The organism is Acidimicrobiia bacterium (assembly GCA_041676705.1).
Lineage (GTDB): Bacteria > Actinomycetota > Acidimicrobiia > Acidimicrobiales > SKKL01 > Actinomarinicola.
This window is the reverse complement of record JBAYRL010000002.1, coordinates 1-19148: the sequence shown is the minus strand read 5'-3', so window position 1 is coordinate 19148 and position 19148 is coordinate 1. Positions and strand designations below refer to the sequence as shown.

Annotated in this window: 15 protein-coding genes, 1 tRNA gene and 1 riboswitch; of the genes, 10 read left to right on the top strand and 6 right to left on the bottom strand. The window is 56.1% G+C overall.

Translation table 11 applies throughout. From position 1 onward, the window contains the following. The first annotated feature begins 1 nt into the window (after position 1). The 6 genes from WC184_03565 to WC184_03540 all read left to right on the top strand — a co-directional run bounded on the left by WC184_03565 (position 2) and on the right by WC184_03540 (position 4403). A complete protein-coding gene (locus WC184_03565) occupies positions 2–1090 on the top strand; it encodes an alanine--glyoxylate aminotransferase family protein (protein MFA7476956.1) in 1089 nt (362 codons plus the stop codon). After that, on the top strand, positions 1087–1674 hold the full coding sequence (locus tag WC184_03560; protein ID MFA7476955.1) for a GNAT family protein: 588 nt from the start codon (positions 1087–1089) through the stop codon (positions 1672–1674). The genes WC184_03565 and WC184_03560 overlap by 4 nt, the downstream gene beginning before the upstream one ends. A 14-nt stretch (positions 1675–1688) precedes the next feature. Continuing rightward, complete coding sequence (locus WC184_03555) at positions 1689–2618, top strand: PD-(D/E)XK nuclease family protein (protein ID MFA7476954.1); 930 nt, start codon at positions 1689–1691, stop codon at positions 2616–2618. A 41-nt stretch (positions 2619–2659) separates the two neighbouring features. Further along, positions 2660–3106: a hypothetical protein gene (locus WC184_03550; protein ID MFA7476953.1), complete on the top strand. Its 447-nt coding sequence runs from the start codon at positions 2660–2662 to the stop codon at positions 3104–3106. 53 nt (positions 3107–3159) lie between these two features. After that, a tRNA-Leu gene (locus tag WC184_03545) sits at positions 3160–3244 on the top strand. A 67-nt stretch (positions 3245–3311) separates the two neighbouring features. Next, positions 3312–4403 carry a COX15/CtaA family protein gene (locus WC184_03540; GenBank protein MFA7476952.1) on the top strand — a complete coding sequence of 364 codons (1092 nt, stop codon included), beginning with the start codon at positions 3312–3314 and terminating at the stop codon, positions 4401–4403. Here the strand turns inward: WC184_03540 and WC184_03535 are convergent. The 5 genes from WC184_03535 to WC184_03515 are packed head-to-tail and all read right to left on the bottom strand — an operon-like array spanning position 4312 to position 12107. Then, entirely contained in the window at positions 4312–5154 is an 843-nt protein-coding gene (locus tag WC184_03535; protein MFA7476951.1) for a cobyric acid synthase, read from the bottom strand. The genes WC184_03540 and WC184_03535 overlap by 92 nt on opposite strands. Then, the gene (cobO, locus tag WC184_03530) at positions 5144–5722 is read right to left on the bottom strand and encodes a cob(I)yrinic acid a,c-diamide adenosyltransferase (protein MFA7476950.1); all 579 of its coding nucleotides are present in this window, start codon (positions 5720–5722) and stop codon (positions 5144–5146) included. Before cobO ends, WC184_03535 begins: the two co-directional genes overlap by 11 nt. Before the next feature lie 8 nt (positions 5723–5730). After that, a complete protein-coding gene (locus tag WC184_03525) occupies positions 5731–7518 on the bottom strand; it encodes an ATP-binding protein (GenBank protein ID MFA7476949.1) in 1788 nt (595 codons plus the stop codon). Continuing rightward, positions 7515–11063 carry a cobaltochelatase subunit CobN gene (gene cobN / locus WC184_03520; protein MFA7476948.1) on the bottom strand — a complete coding sequence of 1183 codons (3549 nt, stop codon included), beginning with the start codon at positions 11061–11063 and terminating at the stop codon, positions 7515–7517. Before cobN ends, WC184_03525 begins: the two co-directional genes overlap by 4 nt. Positions 11064–11090: 27 nt before the next feature. Further along, positions 11091–12107: an ABC transporter substrate-binding protein gene (locus WC184_03515; protein MFA7476947.1), complete on the bottom strand. Its 1017-nt coding sequence runs from the start codon at positions 12105–12107 to the stop codon at positions 11091–11093. A 46-nt stretch (positions 12108–12153) separates the two neighbouring features. Further along, positions 12154–12290: riboswitch (adenosylcobalamin (AdoCbl) riboswitch) on the bottom strand. A gap of 78 nt (positions 12291–12368) precedes the next feature. On the opposite strand from WC184_03515, the gene WC184_03510 reads away from it, so the two are divergent. Genes WC184_03510 through WC184_03500 form a run of 3 tightly spaced genes read left to right on the top strand, consistent with a single transcriptional unit; the run spans position 12369 to position 16458 of the window. Beyond that, positions 12369–13031, top strand: a complete 663-nt coding sequence (locus WC184_03510; protein ID MFA7476946.1) for a PadR family transcriptional regulator — start codon at positions 12369–12371, stop codon at positions 13029–13031. Then, positions 13028–13756: an ABC transporter ATP-binding protein gene (locus WC184_03505; protein MFA7476945.1), complete on the top strand. Its 729-nt coding sequence runs from the start codon at positions 13028–13030 to the stop codon at positions 13754–13756. The genes WC184_03510 and WC184_03505 overlap by 4 nt, the downstream gene beginning before the upstream one ends. Next, entirely contained in the window at positions 13753–16458 is a 2706-nt protein-coding gene (locus tag WC184_03500; protein MFA7476944.1) for an FtsX-like permease family protein, read from the top strand. The genes WC184_03505 and WC184_03500 overlap by 4 nt, the downstream gene beginning before the upstream one ends. A gap of 55 nt (positions 16459–16513) precedes the next feature. Here the strand turns inward: WC184_03500 and WC184_03495 are convergent, their stop codons facing one another. Further along, positions 16514–18019, bottom strand: a complete 1506-nt coding sequence (locus WC184_03495) for a site-specific DNA-methyltransferase (GenBank protein ID MFA7476943.1) — start codon at positions 18017–18019, stop codon at positions 16514–16516. Between the two features lie 527 nt (positions 18020–18546). Here WC184_03495 and WC184_03490 point away from each other — a divergent pair. Further along, a partial coding sequence (locus tag WC184_03490) for a DUF222 domain-containing protein (GenBank protein MFA7476942.1) occupies positions 18547–19148 on the top strand: 602 nt, incomplete at its 3' end.

Here is a 19148-nt window from a genome sequence, read left to right as displayed (position 1 = left end):
AATGATGTCTCAAGATCGAGTGTTAATGGGGCCAGGTCCGTCCAACCCCTATCCGCAGGTCACCGCAGCGCTAGCCCGTCCGGTCGTAGGCCATCTAGACGCGCAATTTATCGAGTTGCTAGACGAAACCAATGACCGGCTACGTTCGATTTGGCGCACCGACAACCCGCTGACTTTCCCCGTTAGTGGCACCGGATCGGCGGGTATGGAAGCTGCCTTTGTAAACCTGGTTAACCCGGGCGATGTGGTGGTGGTTGGTGTGAACGGCGTGTTCGGCCAACGTATGTGTGAGGTGGCTAGGCGCGCTGGTGCCCAGGTGGTAGCGGTTGAAGCCCCGTGGGGTGAAGCCTTAGACCCAGAAGCAGTCTTAGCAGCCCATCCCGAGCCCGCCATAATGGCGGTGGTACATGCTGAAACCTCTACTGGTGTGCGCAACGACATAGAGCCGTTGGCACAACGTCATGACCGTACTTTGTTGCTGGTTGACTGTGTCACCTCGCTCGGTGGTATACCAGTTGAGATTGATGCGTGGGGCGTTGACATTGCTTATTCCGGTACCCAAAAATGTTTGGGTGTACCGCCGGGTCTGGCCCCGATCACCGTTTCTCCAAAGGCCCAAGCTCGTATTGTCGAACGACCCCAGTCGTGGTATCTAGACCTTAATCTCATTGCCCAATATGTAACCGGTGAAGCCGCCCGTGCTTATCACCACACGGCACCCATCTCTATGATTTACGCGCTGCATGCCGGTTTGGGTGCGATCTTAGAAGAGAGCTTGGAGCAAGCGTGGCAACGTCATGATGAAACCGGTCGGGCGCTACAGGCAGGCCTCGAAGATTTAGGTATGAAATTGTTTGCCGACGCTGCTTGCCGCCTACCCGAGCTCACTACGGTCTGGGTACCAGAAGCGCATCGGTCGCATGAGGCCGAAATTCGACAGGAGCTGCTGGAACGATATGAGATTGAAATCGGTGGTGGCCTAGGTAAGTATGCGGGTTCGGTGTGGCGGATTGGTCTGATGGGACATACCGCCAGAATGCGGAACGTGACTTTGTTACTGGGTGCCTTAAGCGAGGTTTTTGATCGATGACCACCTTGTTCGGTCGCCGAGTCACGCTACGTCCATTAACTGTTGCCGATTTCTCGGCATGGCGAGAAGTTCGAATTCGTAACGCCGATTGGCTTCTCAAATGGGAACCTCAGCGGATTGAAGGCTATCCCGACCCAGTCGAATACAGGGACGTTTTTGAATTGCGCTGCAAGGCGCGAGAGCGCGAAACCCAGGTTGGCAGTGGCTACGGTTTCGGTATTTTTGTGGACGGTATCTTCGCCGGTGAGATTAACCTTTCATCGGTGCAGCGTGGGCCGTTTCAAAGCGCCTATGTGGGTTATTGGATTGACGAGCGTCAAGCCGGTAACGGGTACATGCCCGAATCGTTGGTGGTCGTAGCACGCTACGCCTTTGATGAGCTGTATTTGCATCGACTCCAGGTGTCGATAATTCCCCGCAATTCCGCCAGCCGTCGTGTGGTTGAGAAGTTGGATCTACGTGATGAAGGTATTGCTCTTCGGTACCTTGAAATCAACGGAAAATGGGAAGACCACATCCGCTATGCCATCACCGCCGAGGAATGGTCGAAGCGTCGCAACGAGCTCGCTCGTGAGTGGCTTTAGTAATGGTTTAGGTTGTGTCGGCCTCACGCCTGCTTAATCCGGCTCAGGAAAAGATCTTGGCCCAGCTGCAACCCGGTGATGCTGGGCGGCCCAGCTTCGACGCCGACTTAGCCGACAACCTGCGGGCCGAAGCTAACGCTGCACTGGGTGATCTAATTCCTGATCTCGACCCATTCGACCCTATGTTTGTGAGCAAACACCAGCTTTCAAGCGTGCTTGGGTGCCAGGTTAGATTCTTGGGAGAAGAAGACCTGGGCTTTGCCTGGTCGGTGCCAATGGCACGAGGATCGGTGGCTCATAAAGCCCTCGAATTATCGAATTTCATGCCGGAAGCCTCGCCAATAGAACTAGTGAACCAGGCCCTCACCTCACTGGTTGACACCGAACAAAGCATTGGTGACTTCTTGGCCTCGTTGAGCGAGCTGGAATCGGCAGAGCTGCGAGGCTTGGCGCTTGATTCGGTGTCGGCATTCTTCGAAGGGTTCCCGCCCCTCAAACCAAAATGGCGGCCAAATTTTGAAAGTAGGCGGCGGGTTGAGCTGTTGGATGGCCGTTTGGTTTGGTCAGCCAAGTTCGATCTCACCTTAGGTCAGTCACGGGGTCTCGAAGCAGGCAAAGCCATTATCGATTTCAAAACTGGTGGCACCAACCAAAACCACGTAGACGATCTACGGTTTTATGCCTTGGTGGAAACGCTTCGTTTTCAGGTCCCGCCTCGGTTGGTGGCCTCTTACTACCTAGATTCTGGGGAATTGGCCGTTGAGGAAGTCACCGTGGCCGTATTAGAAGCCGCTTTGGCGCGTGCTTTGCATGGTACCCGAGAGGTTTTTGGCCTTCTTGCGGGCGTTGTGGAACCTCGCTTAGCGCCCAGCCGGGCTTGTCGTTGGTGTCCGTTGCTCGCGCAATGCCAAGCGGGGCGTGAATTCTTAGCCGAGGTAACCTAGGCCAACCCTAAAATGTCACAGCTGGTCTTGATAATGGGGTTATGAAAAACGTGCAAGCTCTTCCCATTAACCGCATCCGTCCTTCACCAGCACAATTCCACCACAGTGTTGGTGGCCCCAATTCCAGTAGCACAACGGCCACGGCAAGCACGGCTACAGCCACCACGGCTACCGCCACCACGGCTACGGCGCTGCGCTTTGCCGATGCTGTGGCGCACCTCGGCGAAGCGGCTCGATCATTAGGCCTAACCGTGCCCGCCTTTCGTAGCCCACCCCGTTTGGCTCAGGCCGATCGCAGTATTAAACGTCGTCCCGATGGTGGTTCTACGGTCTCTGTTCGTTTACAAGGTCGACCCTGGCAAGCCGTGTTGGCCGATTTGGTTGAAGGGGTTGTTGTGGCCAATGCGTTGGTCGGCAAAGCGGCGATGGCGGCACGCAGCTCGCTGTGGTCGGCTGTCGTTTCCGAGGTGCCCCACGTGGCGGCATAAGGTTTTTTCTCTATCTCGCCGTTACGCCACCTAAGCGCTACATTATGAGTGCTGCGGGAGTGGCGGAATGGTAGACGCTGCTGGCTTAAACCCAGCTGGGCAGAAATGCCCGTGGGGGTTCGAGTCCCCCCTCCCGCACTAGTTGAACGCTATAACCTGCCCGGAAACCTTGCCATGTGCCGTGCCGTAAACAACGGTTGTTCTTGTGGCTGAGCCGCTAACGCCATCAACAGCAAAACCCTTGGCGCTGAGTCGCTGGATTTGGGCCGTGGCCGGGTTGGTGTTTGTGATGGTGGTGGTAGGTGGGGCGACCCGTCTTACCCAATCGGGTCTCTCTATGGTCCGATGGGAACCCATCAGTGGAATTATCCCACCCCTTAGTGCGTCAGATTGGAACGCCGAGTTTGACGCTTATCGGGCGACCCCAGAATATCTTTTGGTTAATACCGGAATGTCTTTGTCACAGTTCAAAGGCATTTTTTGGTGGGAATACATTCACCGTGTACTGGGTCGTTTAATCGGAGTGGCCCTAGTGGTGCCGCTGCTTTGGTTTCTGTATCGCCGAGCGGTGCCCAAAGGCTATGGCAAACGGCTAACCCTACTAGCAGCGTTAGTAGGGTTACAAGGCGCAATTGGCTGGTGGATGGTAGCAAGTGGTCTCGTCGATCGGCCCGATGTGGCGCACGAAAGGTTGGCGCTGCACCTTATAACTGCCTTGGTTCTTTTGGCCGCTTTGGTGTGGACCGCCTTAGATCTTCAAAGCCTGCACCGCGGCGACGACCGCAGCGTGTGGCGGCCTAGTTGGCTGATGGTGAGCTTTATGGTGTTGTTGTTTGTGCAGTTCACCCTGGGGGCCTTTACCGCCGGGTTAAACGCTGGTTTTATGTTTAACACCTGGCCCAAAATGAACGGGGCCTGGGTGCCGTCAGGCCTAGGCGATTTGTCGCCTTGGTGGTCGAACGCCGTAGATAACCTGGTCGCCGTACAGTTTTTGCACCGCTGGATGGCGGTGGTGGTAGCGGCCGTTTCTTTGGCCGTTGCTTACCGGATATACCGGAGCGGCCAAACAAAGCTGGCCCTAATGTTAGAGCTAGTTGTTGCTACTCAGTTCCTGCTCGGTGTTCTCACTCTCATTAATGCAGTTCCGGTAGGTCTTGGGGTTGCGCACCAAGGTGTCGGTGCTTTGCTTTTGGCAGCGGCCGTCGTTACAACCCACCAAAGCGGCGTAACAGATCCAAATCCAGATGTTCTTCCACAGCATCGGCCAGCAGCTCAAAGGTTGCTTCCAAATCGGTAGCGCCATTCTCCCCTGGGGTTTTACGCTGTTTCCCGGCGCTGTCTTCTTCGGGTAGCTCGTGCGCCAACCATGGCATAACCGCCACGCTATCTACCCCGGTTAGCTGGCCTAGGCGTTGCGGGCCAGGGGCCAAAAGGGAAGCATCGCCTCGAAAACCGTTCATCACAAAGCCTTTGATCCGGGCTCTGTGTTCTCGTGGCAGAAGTGACCAGGTGCCGTAGATATGAGCGAAGGCGCCGCCCCGGTCAATATCGCTAATTAACAGTGCCGGTGCATTCAGATGGCGCGCAATAGCGAGGTTGGCCAAATCAACATCGGCCAGGTTAATTTCAGCCGGGCTACCTGCCCCTTCAACCAATAAAAGGTCAGCTTCTTCGGCCAAGCCGTCTGCGGCTTTCCGAACGGTGTCCCACACTTGTGATGCTCGCTCACGCCACGGCAGTTGGGTTAGCTTTTCGCTTAGCTGGCCCAAGAGCACCACCTGGCTGGTGCCATCGGGACGTGGTTTGCTCAGCACCGGGTTCATTTCCACCCGAGGCGTTTGGTTGGCAGCTAAAGCTTGGAGCCATTGAGCAACCCCCATCTCGCCGCCATCGATAATCGCTACATGGTTCGACATGTTCTGGGCTTTGAACGGCATGACTTTGAGGCCTTGGCGCTGGTACCAACGCGCTAGCGCGGTAGTGATCAGGCTTTTCCCAGCGCCAGAACTAGTGCCCCAAATAGCCAGGGCCCGGTGACTAGTAGTCAATGCCTTTTTTGGCCCGGATGCCTTGGGCATAAGCGTGTTTGATTTCTTTCATTTCGGTCACGGTGTCGGCTATTTCCACCAACGCCTCGGGAGCGTTGCGACCGGTGCAGATGATATTTACATGTTCTGGCCGATTGACGATGGTTGCGATGAAATCGTCTAGGTCGATCCATTTCCAGTTCAGCGGGTACGTGACCTCATCCATCACAATAAGGTTATGGTCGCCCGCATTTATAAGGCCTTTAGCGTGTTCCCAGGCCTGGGCAGCCACGGCTTGGTCCAGGGTCAAATCTTCTGAATCCCAAGTGAACCCTTCGCCCATAGCCCACCATTCGGCCCCTATTTGTTGACAGATTTTTTCTTCCCCGGTTTTCCAGGTGCCCGATTTCAGAAACTGAATCATCCCCACCTTCCACCCTCGGGCGATAGATCGCACGATAACTCCTACCGCAGCTGAACTTTTACCTTTCCCGTTCCCGGTATTCACCAACACCAGCGAAGGTGCTCGGCGTAGGTCATCGGGTCGAGGGTCATCCGTTGGAATGTCGTCAGGTTCACGTACTGGCATTTTGGCTCCTAATGGGTTTGGTTGGTTGTGGTTATTAGGTCGACTATTTTGGCGCTTTCAAGCTGATCAATTGGCTGGTAGTAGGCGCCCATGGCGGTAGCAAGTGTCTCGGCGAGCCCCAAACGCACGGCCCCGCTTTCACAGTCCAAAACGGTGGACTGAATTCCTCGATCCCGAATTTTGCGGGCGGCCGCTAAGGCGCCCTCCATGGCGTTGGCGTCTCCTGTTGCTCGCCCATCGGTTATGACCATGAGGTGGGCTTCACTTCCACTTCGAGCCGCGTTTTGGCAGGTTTGTTGGCCAAGCGATAAACCTTCGGCGAGCGGGGTAGGGCCGCCGGTTGAGAGATTGTGGAGGCGGTTGCGTGCTACTTCCACGCTGGAGGTTGGCGAAAGTGCCAAGTCGGCCCCCTCGCCAGCAAAGGTGACTAGCGCCACGCGGTAACGCTGTTGATAGGCGCTTCCTAACAGCCCAAGTACCACCCCAGTGGCAAGTTCGCTGCGCTCTTGTGCGCCCATAGATCCGCTTAGATCAACACAAATCACAATGGTCTGTTGGGCTGGTTCGCTGCGTTGCTCACTCCGAAGATCACGGGCCGATATTTCTGCGGTGGGGTCGGCACTACGGCGTTGGGCGAAGGAACGAACGGTTGATAGCACGGCCACCGGGTCTCCGGGGCGATGTTCTAGGTCGCGTACAAAACGACCTCGGCTCGATGCAACCTCACGTGGTGGTGGAGAAACGATAGTGCGGGCCTGGCCTAGCGCCATGGGTTTCTGGGGTTGCGACGATGAACGGTTGTCTACTGGTGCCTCATTGTTGCCGTCGGTTGATTCGTCGCTGGTGTTGTGGGGTTCACTAGAAGTTTCCTCATTGCGCTCTTCGCTTGGTTGATCGAAGGCTGTCTCTAGTGCTTGGTTTAACCGTTCTTCATCAAGGGTAGGTGGATCGAACGGCCCTCGGCGGCTGCGATGCGCCAACACCAGTGGGGCCACTCGGCGGAGTTCTTCTTCGGTTACCTCTAGTTGTTGTTGCAGCTCAGCCAGCGTGGCTGCAGCCCTACACAATGCAATGTCGGCCCGTAAACCTTCTGCCCCAACTTCAAGTGCTAAGCGTGACGCCGCTTCTAGTATTTCCTGGGAAATGGCGGCCCGAGCGGTGTTTTGGCCCGGCTTGGGTAGGAGTCGGGCTTCGTGCTCGTTTGGCATGGGCGGGTTGCCCAGGCTCAAACCATCGAAGTGAAGCCTGGTAGCAACAGCCTGTACACGTGTTGCAAGCTCGGTGGGCGCAGTAATTTCTACGCAGAAACCAAAGCGGTCAAGCAGTTGGGGCCGCAGCTCGCCTTCTTCAGGGTTCATCGACCCGATCAACACAAATCGAGCCGGGTGACGATGCGATAAACCGTCGCGCTCCACAATGTTTTCACCCGAAGCCGCCACGTCTAACAAGGTGTCAACCAAATGGTCGGCTAACAGGTTTATTTCGTCCACATACAGCACCCCACCATGGGCCTCGGCCAATAAACCGGGCTGAAACTTTATGCCCTCACCGCTTAGGGCGGCGGTGGTGTCGATGGTGCCCACCAATCGGTCCTCGGTGGCGCCCAAGGGCAATTCCACGAACGGCGCGTTTGGTAACAGCTCGGCCAGGCCCCGCGCCAAGGTGGTCTTGGCCGAACCTTTGTGACCCCGCAGCAAAACGCCACCAATTTTGGGGTCGGCCGCGGCCAGGGTGAGTGCCAGTTTGGCGTCCTCTTGCCCGACTACTCGGTGGAAACCAAAGGATTTGGCGCTCATCGGGACTCTTCCCAACCTTCGGCTTCGAGAATGGCATCGACTAAATTTTGGCGGGCTTCCTTAGAGGCGTCCCATAAGTCACGCTCGTCGGCTTCTAACAGCTTTTCGGCAATCGACGTCAACGCCCAGGGGTTCGAAGCCTCGAAAAACTTTCGCATGGCCGGATCAGCCACATAGGCCTGGGTCACCTGTTCATACATCCAGTCATCTACGACCTGGGTGGTGGCGTCGTAGTTGAACAAATAATCAACCGTGGCGGCCAACTCAAAAGCGCCTTTGTATCCGTGTCGTTGCATGGCCTCAATCCACTTCGGGTTAAGGACCCGGCTCCGTACTACCCGGGCGGCTTCTTCCTTCAATGACCGCACTTGGGGATTGGCCGGGTTCGATGAGTCACCAAACCAGGCTTTGGGGGCTTCACCGCGTAACGCCTTTACCGCTGCCACCATGCCGCCATGTTCTTCGGCGTAGTCTCCCGAATCGAAAATATCGTGTTCACGATTGTCTTGATTCTTGACGGCTATTTCGATGGCACCGAAGCGTCGACGCATACCCTCGGGTTGTGCTTCACCAAAGCGGTTACGACCGTAGGCAAAGCCCGACCAGGCCAAATACACCTCGGCCAGGTCGGTTTCACTACGCCACGACCGATCCGCCAACATTTCAAGCAAACCCGAGCCGTAACCACCAGGTGGTGGACCCCAGAGGCGAGCATCCTCAACTCCAGCGGCCCGAATAGGGTTGTCGCGGTCGCTTTCATCGAGGGAAGCCACCAGCGCCACCGCGTCATCCAACAAAGCAATCATATGGGGGAAGGCATCGCGGAAGAAACCGCTTATCCGCAGCGTGACATCTACCCGGGGGCGGCCCAGTTCTTCTATCGGTATGGCACGAAGGCCGGTTATGCGTTGGTTCTCTGGGTTCCATTCGGGTTTTACGCCCAGCAGGGCCAAGGCCATAGCGGCGTCGTCACCCGCGGTGCGCATGGCGGCGGTTCCCCAAAGCACCAATCCAACTGTGCGGGGGTACTCGTTACTTTCTTTGAGCTGACGCTCTAGCAGCTTGTTGGCGAGGGCGTTACCGACCTCCCACGAAAGGGGTGACGGCACCGCTTTAGGGTCGAGCGAATAGAAATTCCGTCCGGTGGGAAGCACATGGGCCGCCCCTCGACTAGGTGCGCCGCTTGGCCCGCTGGGTACTGGACGGCCTGCCAAGGCGGCGATGAGGTTGGTAACCTCGTCGCTGGTTCGGGCCAAGTTTGGAACCAGAGTTTTGCTAACCCATTGCAACGTTTCATTGTCAGTTTCCTCGCAGGCCCAACCATTGGAGGCCAAGGCCTCAACCTGCTGGCGACACTCGGCCTCAACCAGGTCTATCTCACTGCGAATTTCTTGGGTGAGATCGATACCGAGTTTGGCAGCCACACTCTCACGCAGCGACGGTACGTTACCTTGGGGCAGACGGGTCACCCCCAAAATGGTTTCAACAAGTTCATCACCGCTAGGACCGCGACCCAAGGTGTGCAAACCACCGCGAATCTGGGCGTCTTTGAGTGCGCACAAGTAGCCGTCTACGTGAACTAACAGGTCATCGAAGTCGGTGTCGTCGGGCCGATGGTCACCCAAATCCAAATCTCTATGAATTTCGGCTTGCACCATTAAATCCCACACCTGGGCCCGCAGTGCAGGCAGTTTCGCCGGGTCCATGCCTTGGCTTTGGGCGTAAAGATCGAGCAGCTGTTCCAACCGAGCCAAATCGTCGTAGGTGTCGGCCCTGGTCAGCGGCGGTGGCAGGTGGTCAATGATGACAGCATGGGTGCGGCGCTTAGCTTGGGCACCTTCGCCAGGGTCGTTAACCACAAACGGATAAAAGAACGGCACTTCACCCAAGGCCGCTGATGGGAAACACCCAGCTGCTGGGGCTAGCGCCTTGCCGGGTAGCCATTCCAGGCTGCCGTGTTTACCAAGATGCACAATGGCGTGAGCACCCCAACCACCTTCGTCCTGCGGGGTGGCGAGCCAGCGATAAAACGCTAGATAGTGGTGCGGTGGGGGTAGGTCGGGAGCGTGATAAGTGCCTATCGGGTCGGTGCCAAAACCTCGGGGCGGCTGAATGCTAACCAGCACGTTTCCAAGGTCGAGGCCGGGAAAATGTAGAGCATTTTCGTGAAAATACACCTCACCTGGAGCGTCACCCCACACGTTTTCTACCAGCGACTGGGCGTCATCGGGCAGGGTGCGGAACCAATTTTGGTAGTCCGTAGCGCTAAACGAACCGGCGGCGGCTTGTAGCTGGGCAGCGCTTAGTTGGGGCTGATCGTAGGTAAAGTTGGTGGCAAGTTCATCCATCAACGCATCACCATTGGTTGGAATGATGTTGAGTTGGTATCCCTCACTAGCCAGGGCGTTTAGCAAGCTAATGGTAGATGAGGGAGTGTCTAGCCCTACGGCGTTGCCTAAACGAGAACGATTAGTGGGATACGCCGAGAGCACTATGGCGATACGGCGTTGCGACGTTTCAACCCGGCCGAGTTCGGCATGGGCAATGGCGAGTCGGGCCAGGTGTGCGCTGCGTTCGGGGTCAGCCCGGGTGGCAATAATTTCGGCACCGGGGTGGCTTCCTTCATCCACAACTTCTTTGAAGGCGTAGGTAGGCCCGATGATTCGACCATCGAATTCAGGGATGGCAACCCCGGTGGCAACATCGTGGGGCGGGAGGCCAGCGTCGTCTTCTAACCATTCTTGACGGGACCTGCTGGTGGCTGGGGCTTGAATCACTGGCACCGAGACTTCGGCCAAACCAGGTACATACCAGTCGTCGCCGTCATCGGCCGCCGAACCAGCCGCCAAAGTTGAGGTGATGATCACATCGGCCCCGTATTCAACACACAAACTTAAGGCTGCAACGGTGCCATCGGCGTTGTCTCGCCGAAGTGAATAGGTCCAAATCGCGATGGCCTCGCCTCCGGCATCTTCTATGGCCCGGCAAAGATCACTCACATACGAGGTATTGCCAGCCACCAAGTGGGCACGGTAGAAAACCACTGCCACCAAAGGCCGTGAAGGGTTTCGAGGAAGACCGGTTTTGCCTAATCCCGCCCCATTCCAAACCCCGTATTCGGGAATTTCGATTGGCCGGTCAAAGCCGACTCCAGTCATGTTGACGGTGTCGGAAAGAAAACGGAGAAGATTGCCAACATTCTCGGGCCCACCAGCGCTTAGGTAGCGATGTGCTTCTTCGGCCACGCCACTCGGCACGCTGGAGGCTTCCAACAGCTCGGCGTCAGGGTGGTTTTCCCCACCAGCTGCAACCAACGCAATGTTTAGCTCTTGGCATACCTGCTGTAATTGTCGAAAGTTAGGAGACCAGGCCTCTTCACCACCTAAGAGCCTAAGCACGACCATTGAAACTTGATCTAGTGGTGGTAACCCTTCAATGCGGTCGGGATTGAACCAATCAACTGGGCCAAGTTCTTCTGGCAGATCGTCGATGATTGACCGCAAGGCCAGCAGCTCAGTGTCTACGTTGGAACCAAATAAAATCATGGCGGCGTCTCCTAGGTGGTGATAGATCTACGATTCAGCCAGCGCTGTGGTGACGGCGTCGGCCACGAGGCGGAGATGGTCAACAATGCGAGGACCCCAACGCGAAGCGATGTCATCATCTAGTTCAATAACACGGCTGTTGGTGACCGCAGCAAGGTTGTCCCAACCTGGTCGGGCCGCAACGGTGTTGAGGTTTTGATCGCAGCACAAGGCGTCGGCCAGGAAGATGAAATCGGGGTCGGCGTTCACTATGAATTCAGCGGAAAGCTGCGGATATCCACCCGACGCGGCCACGCCTTCGGCTTCATCGCCAATGCTTTTCAGGCCAAGCAGCGAGTAAACCTGGCCAATAAAGGTGTTCGAGCTAACCGAATAAAGGCCGTCGGTGAGTTCGTGGTAATAGGTTTGTGTTGGTGGATTGGCTGGCAGCGACGCCACAATTTCGTTGATTTCGCTTTGCATCTTGGCCACCAGTGCGGCGGCGTCTGCGATGTTGCCAGTGGCGGCACCCAAGGTTTCGATTTGGGTATAGGTGTCATTTAGCTCTACCGCTGAGGAAAGCACCAAGACCGGAATACCAATTTGGCCTAGGGCGTCTTCCACGTCGCCGGGGTCTTTTGACATCACCACCAAGTCAGGTTCATAGGCGGCAATGGCTTCGACGTTGGGTTGGAAACCCGAGAGATCACTGACCGGAGCTTCGGCGGGGTAGTACGAGTAGGTATCTACCGCGATTACCTGGTCGCCCGCACTAATGGCGAAGAGCATCTCGGTACCGGTGGGCGATAGCGAGATGATGGCTTCAGGTCGGGCCTCGATGGTCACTTGGCCGTTGCTGCCGACCACCGTGATTGGGAATTCTCCGTCGCCGTTTTCGTTGTTAGCGCTGTTTTTGGCGGTGCTGTTGGTGGTTTGCTCGTCGGCGCTGGCGCTAGTGCTGGCGTTATTGGCGCTGCTATTGCCATTGTCGTTCGTGCCACAAGCTGCGAGTAGCAGGGCCGCCAGTGCTGTTAGAACTGTTGCTAACAGCGGGAGTTTTTTCATTTCAACCTCCATCTAGCGGAGGTTGAGCCGGCCGACGCCTAAGCACCGGACGAACTTGCCCTTCCTCCGAGGGTGCATTCGTAGAAATGAGATCAGGCGACCTGGCTTATCCAAAAAGGAATCACAGTTGCGGGACAGCGCCGGATTCTCACCGGACTTCGCTTATCTCAAATCACCTGGCAAGGTTGCCAGGCACTGGCACGTTACCCCACCTTCGCCAGGGTTGCCACATACGAGCTCTTGACAGCCACCATACTGAGTATGCATACTGAGTATGTGAGCGTGCGTGAAGGGATTCTTTCCCTCTTGGCGGAAGGCCCGAGTTATGGGTTCGCCCTGAAAACACATTTTGAAACCGCTACCGGCGGGACTTGGCCGCTTAACGTCGGCCAGGTTTACACCACCCTCGATCGACTTGAGCGAGACGGTTTAGTGGTGATGGAAGAAACCGATGACCAGAAGCTCTATCGCCTTACCGATGCTGGCCATGATGAGTTGGAAGATTGGTGGGAGGCGGTACCCAATGATGGGCCCCCGCCGCGTGATGAGTTGTTGATCAAGTTGTTGCTGGCGCTTCCCCACGGCAAAGAACATGCGCTGGCGGTGCTGTCTCGACAACGAAGTGCCTTGGCACAAATTCTTCACGCTCGTCGACAGGCCGCCATTACAACTGGGGCTAACCACTCTGGTGAGTTGGGCCAAAGTCCGACCACGTTTGCGGCTGCGTTATTAGACGACGCCGTGTTGATGCGAACCGAGGCTGATTTGCGCTGGCTCGACCGATGTGAGGCCCGGATTGTTGCTGACCTGAAAGATTTAACAACGACCGGTGGCCCCGAAGCCGGGGCAGACCCAGGCCATAGAGCCGATACGAACCCACCCCGACCTAATCGTCTCGGATTGATGCGGAGGAACCGCCGATGAATTCAAATGCTGTGGTCTCATTTGAGGCCGTCACCAAAGTTTTTGGCAGCGGGAGCACCGAGATTCGGGCTCTTAACAACGTTACCTTCAACGTATTTCCCGGTGAGCTGGTGGCCGTAATGGGACCGTCGGGCTGTGGAAAATCTACCTTGTTGCATGTGGCGGGCGGACTTGAGCGACCCACTTCAGGCCAAGTTGTCACCGCCGGGCGCAATCTGGGTGACATCTCGGCCCAAGAGCTGGCGAGTCTACGTAGAAACGACGTGGGTTACGTGTTTCAGCGGCTAAATCTCATTCCAAGTTTGACCGCAATGGAGAACGTGATGCTACCCCTCGAGCTCGATGGTTTGGGTAGTCGCCAAGCCCGCCACCAAGCGGCTGAAGCCCTGGAGCGGGTGCGATTGGGCGATGGCCTAAGCAGGTATCCCGATGACTTTTCAGGCGGTCAGCAACAACGTATTGCTATCGCTCGAGCTATTACGGGTACTCGCAAAGTGCTCTTGGCAGACGAGCCGACCGGTTCCCTTGACACGTTGGCTGCAGATGCGGTGATCAACTTGCTGGCCAGTCTGGCAAAAGATCGCGGTACTGCCATCTTGTTGGTCACCCACGAACCCCGCTTTACCGCTTGGGCCGATCGCGTTATTTACCTACGTGATGGACAAGTGGTTGACGAATCGATCATGAGCTCGTCGGCTATAGCAGAAGGAACGGTATTGCCATGACCTCATGGGGAGTTGCGACCCGACTGGCCCGGCGAGAAGTTATTCGTCGACCTTGGCGAACTTTGATCGTCATGATGCTGGTTATTGCGCCAGTGCTGGTGCTAACCAGCTTTGGTGTGATGGTTCGCACCACCGATCGCACATCGGCGGAGCGCTTTGCAAGCAATTGGGGTGGCGCCGATTTCGTGGTGCGAGGTTCCATGAGCGACTACGAACGTTGGCGTGATGTGTCCGATTCCGATTTCAACTCCGACGGTTCGGTCTCCACTGCTGATTCGCAGCTTTATACGCTCTTGGAGGAGAACTCCACTGGCTTAGAGTTTCGAAATTGGTGGTTTCGGATTCGAGACGGACAAGGGCAGCGGTCCTGGGCCGTGGTCACTGATTTGCCAGTGGATGACCCGATGGTGTCGGGGGTGACAGGGGATCTAAGTGGCCGTTTGCCAAGTGGCACCGATGAAGTTGTATTGTCGGCATCATTGGCCAAGGCTTTGCATCTTGGTGTGGGTGATCGGCTTGAGTTGACACGACCCCAGCCTTTTTCCGCAGAAGTAGTTGGCACCATTAATTGGAATGGTGATCTGTCTCGGCGTGCCATTCTGGTTGACTCGGCCCGTGGCGCTGAGGTTATGGCCGAAATGCTCGGGGAGAATATCGAGCCCAATCTCATCACCCTTATCCGCTGGAACGGACCCAGATTCGATGACGATACCCCAAAAATTGCGGATCCTGACCTGTTTAATTTGGTGAGTAGCGGGCCGTTTGAACGACCTTATTACCATTTTGAAGAAGTTTCGGTGGCCCAAGAGACCATTGTGTGGTCATGGATGGGCGGTGCTCTTGCTTTCACCATCGTGGGGGTGGTGATCGCCGCAGCCTTTGCGGTAACAGCACGGCGACAGTTGTTGCTGATTGGGCAGCTGATGGGGAATGGGGCGAGCGTCGGGACTTTGCGAGCTGCGCTGTTCTTACAGGGCACGGTGATTGGTCTTGTTGGGGGCGTGATTGGAGTGGCGCTGGCCTTAGGTGGCCTGCATCTTTTCCAACCCTTGGTGGAACGGGCCGTCAACTATCGCCTTAACGGTTACGATGTTCACCTGTTCGATCTGCTACCGATAGTTGTTTTGGCCACATTGGCCGCCACCGGTGCTGCTTTGATTCCAGCTCGTGTGGCCTTGCGTACCTCGGTTCTACAAGCGTTGTCCGGTCGTCGTCCGGTAGGTCCTTACCCGGCGAAGTTGGTGGCACGGGGTGGTATTGCGGTAGCCGCGGGTTTGGTGCTTTTAGCCGTGGCAACGGTTGGGGCGCAGGGCTTAAATGGCGGCAATGATTCGGGCCTTTGGCTGTTTGTTGTCACTGGCGTAGTTGGTGCTTTGGGTGTGATCTTGGGGACATGTGCGGTGTCGCCCGCCATCGTTGGCAAGTTGGAACCATTGGCATCGCATCTACGGGGTACCGCCCGGTTAGCGGCTCGTAGCATTGCTCGTCAACGAACACGTACTGGTGCTGTCGTGGCAGCGGTTGCAGTGGTAGCGGCGGGTGCGGTGGCGGCCTCGACAACCTGGCTAACCATCGACGCCCGTGATGGGCAGCGCTATGACTCGTCATTGCCAGCCAACCAGGTTGTGGTTTCTAGTTCGCAAGAGCTGCCCTTTGACGACACCGATGCTGAGGCGTGGGCCCCATCAATACCAGTCGAAGTGCCCGATGAAGTGCTTGAAGAGATCACCACCGTGGTACCCGATGCAACCGTGCTACGGCTAGAACAGGCCTGGATTCCAGGTGTTGGCAATGGCGACCATGAGGCTGATCAGCGCCTGTGGCTGTTCAAAGCCGATGGCGATTTCACACAAGAATGGAATTGGCAGGCGGTGCCAGTGTTAGATGCCGAAACTGCCAAAGAGCTGGGTCTTTCAAAAGAAGCTCAAGAAGGCCTAGCTCGCACTGGTTACATAATCTCACCCGACATGTTCGGAGTGGGCCTTAGTGCTGGCGACAGTAAGGAAGCCCAAGATGTTTCCGTATCTGTATACGACGAAGCTGGGAATAAACGAGACGAATTTGAAGTCACGATTTTGTCCCATCCGTTGCCTGATAGCACCGGTGAATATGCCAGCCCCTCAATGGCCAGGCGGCTCAATCTCGAGTTTCGGCCGTTCCAGACAGTCTTTGTGGCACCGGAGCCAATTGACGATGATCAAGCCGATGCCCTTATAGATCTTCAAGAAGGCTTATGGGGAGATTTCAGTGGATTATCAAGCTGGATCTCGTATCAGGTGCCTCGTTGGGAACCGCCAGAAGGACTGATCACCTCGGCCATCGTGGCAGTGGCGACTCTGTTCTCACTGGGAGTGGTGGCCTTGGGTTTGGCCTTATCGGCGGCCGAAACCAAAGACGAGCGTGACGTTTTGGTGGCTATTGGGGCGCGGCCTCGAACGATGGGCCGCTTAGCCGGTGCCAAAGCTGCCGTGTTGTCTGCTTCGGGCACGCTAATTGGGGTGCCGCTCGGCTTCATACCTACTTTCGTGGTCGCTAAGGCGGCCATGAGTAATGGAATGAGTTTCAAGGTGGTATTTCCGTGGTTTCAAGTGGTGCTACTGGTGATCGTTGTGCCGTTAGTGGCCACAGTTGCCACCCAAGTTGCAAGCGGAATCTCATTGCGATTGCGTCCGGTACAAGCTTCAAACATGGCGTTTGACTAGCCCGTATAAGGTGGTTGCCGTGTGCGCCGTCGCTTCTAGGTACGGCCCAAGAAGTTCAGCCTTGTACAATCGCGGCCGATAATTCTGCGTCGCTCCAGAACCCAATGAGTGGCTGTTGATAGTGGTGACCGCTGGCGTACATAGCCAAACGCTCTGAGCTTGGTTGATCACCCAGTGTGATGAGATCGAAAAATGCTTTCGGACCAGCAGCTAATAGTGCTTGGGAACCTTCACTACGTGCTTTTGGCAACTGGGTGGTGAGAATAACCAGTGGCGTGAGAGGTTCAGCACCTCGTAAAGCATGAGCTCGGCCTAAACTCCGCCAAACTACATCGTTTGGCAACATGCCTCCCCGAGTCGAAGCTGCAGTTCCGGCTACCTCAAAATACCAGGTCTGATGGTTTTTATCGGTAGCAACAAAGCTTACGCTAACGCCGGTCTTGGGAATCCGTCGGTTGGTGTGAGTGATTGAAAAGCCAGCCTCTTCGAGGGTCGACTTGGCCAGGTTCATTGCCGACGCGCCCGTAGGATTGTTGCTGATCGCTGACAAAGCGTGATGCGCCGATTGTTCCTGCTGTTGTGCAGCTGAGACAGTAGCGTCGGCCACTCGTCTTTGCGCTAGTTCAACGTAGCTGGGGTCAAGGTCGTAGCCGATATAGCGCCGGTCTAGCCGCGCTGCTGCCACCAGCGTTGATCCACTGCCCATAAACGGGTCAAGCACCAAATCGTCTTCGTAGGTGTAGAGGCGAATTAGTGCTTCTGGGAGTTCAATAGGAAACGGGGCAGGGTGGCCTACCCGGGTGGCGCTCTCGGGTGGAACCTGCCACAGATCGAGGGTGAGTGACATGAAGTCGTCGGCGGGCAAGGTGTTCTTGTGTGGTAGTCCTTTGGCGGCCCTGACTTTGGGCGGCTGAGCCCGGTCAAAGCGGCCTTTGCTTGCCACAATGATGCGCTCGGTCACGTCACGGATGACTGGATTGGCGGCGCTTCGAAACGAGCCCCAGGCGCATGAACCGCTGGCACCCTCGGCCTTTTGCCAAATCAGTTCTGCTCGAAGCAGTAGGCCTAAGTCATCTTCAAACATCCGAATGATGTCGGATGACAGGCTGCGGTACGGCTTGCGGCCAAGGTTGGCCACGTTAATGGCCAGGCGCCCGCCCGGTTCCAGCTTTCGCACGCACTCGGCAAATACGTCTCGCAACATTTCAAGATATTCGAGATAGGTGGAGGGAATGCCGTCTCGCGCCAGTTCTTCTTCGTACTGCTTGCCGACGAAATATGGCGGAGAGGTAACCACCAGCGCCACTGAATTATCAGCTATTGCGTCCATGTGGCGGGCGTCGCCCAGCACGAACGGGTTCGCTACTGGTAACGCTGGCGCTACGTGATCGTCGTTTGAGATGACCGGGGCACGAAAACGCCGATAGAAGGCACTGGAGTCATGGCTTTCTCGTTTCCCTGCTCCAAAGTTTGAGGTGCTCGTTCCGCGTTGTTTGGCGGGCGTTTCTCTATCGGGTTTTTCGTTATTAGATACTCGCGTAAACAAGTTATGCTCGCCCAAAGTGGCCTTCCTCCTGGCGCTAAACCTTACTCTTTAGGTCCAATCGTGTCGCGTTCGCTCGCTTGGGAATGGCTGACATTTAACGAAACTTCGTGCCACATCTGTGACGCGCCATTCGTTCGTCGGCCAGTGATAGCCGCTAGATGTAGTGCCCAGTGGCAGTCCCGGGCAGCGCTCCACGGTGCTAATCAGATTGCGAGGGAAGTGGTGTAACCATACTTGCTGACTGTGACATTCAGACTTGGTTGGGGTGTTGCGCGGCGCTAAGTGTCACTGGTTGTCGGCATTGTGGCGTTTGGGAATATCCGCCTGCGGTTGTCCCGTTTGATTAAGGCCTTGTTTGTCTATCGTCCATTTACCAGGGTCCCTGGGCGCTCTGCATCGAATCACTCCGTGGGACCGTATACACAACATCTAATAGACACTGGATCTTTTGAAAACATCTAAAACACCTGACAACAGCCTAAAAAAGCTAAAACACGTGAAAACGTGTTGATACAAGAACAACCGTACGATACAATGAAGCAATGAACCCCACACCGCCGCCTCCACCAGGAGGTGAAACCCCACCCAAACCCCAGCATCCGCCGTCCGCGTTTTTATCCCCGCCAAACCCCCCAACGCCGGTCGCGAACAGTTCGACGCCAGGTCTCTCCACACCGGTATTTAGTGCCATTCCAAATCCTGTCTCCCCAAGTTCTCGCTCCTTGGATGTCGACCTTGAGGCGATGTTGTCGGATGAGGTGAATCAACGGTTTTTGGGTTTGGTGTCTGAGGTGGTTGGGCTTGTTGAGCGGGTTGATGTTGGTTTGTGGTCAGCGCCGGCCCAGGCTGAGGTTTTGGTTGGTTTGTTGGGTTTCCAAACCCAGATCGAGGCTGTTGTTTCTCAGCTGGCTGGGTTGGTGGATGCTTCTATGTTTTGGTCAACCGATGGGTCACGCTCAGCTGGGGCTTGGTTAGAACGTCAAAGTGGTCGTGATCGTAAAGAAACCAACCAGATCTTTAGAACCGGTCGTGATTTACGCGAGATGCCTGAAACCGAAAACGGTTTTGGTGCTGGGGTGTTGTCTGGTCGTCATGTGCGGGTTTTGGCTAAAGCTAAAAACAAGGTTCCCGAGCTGTTTGGGGA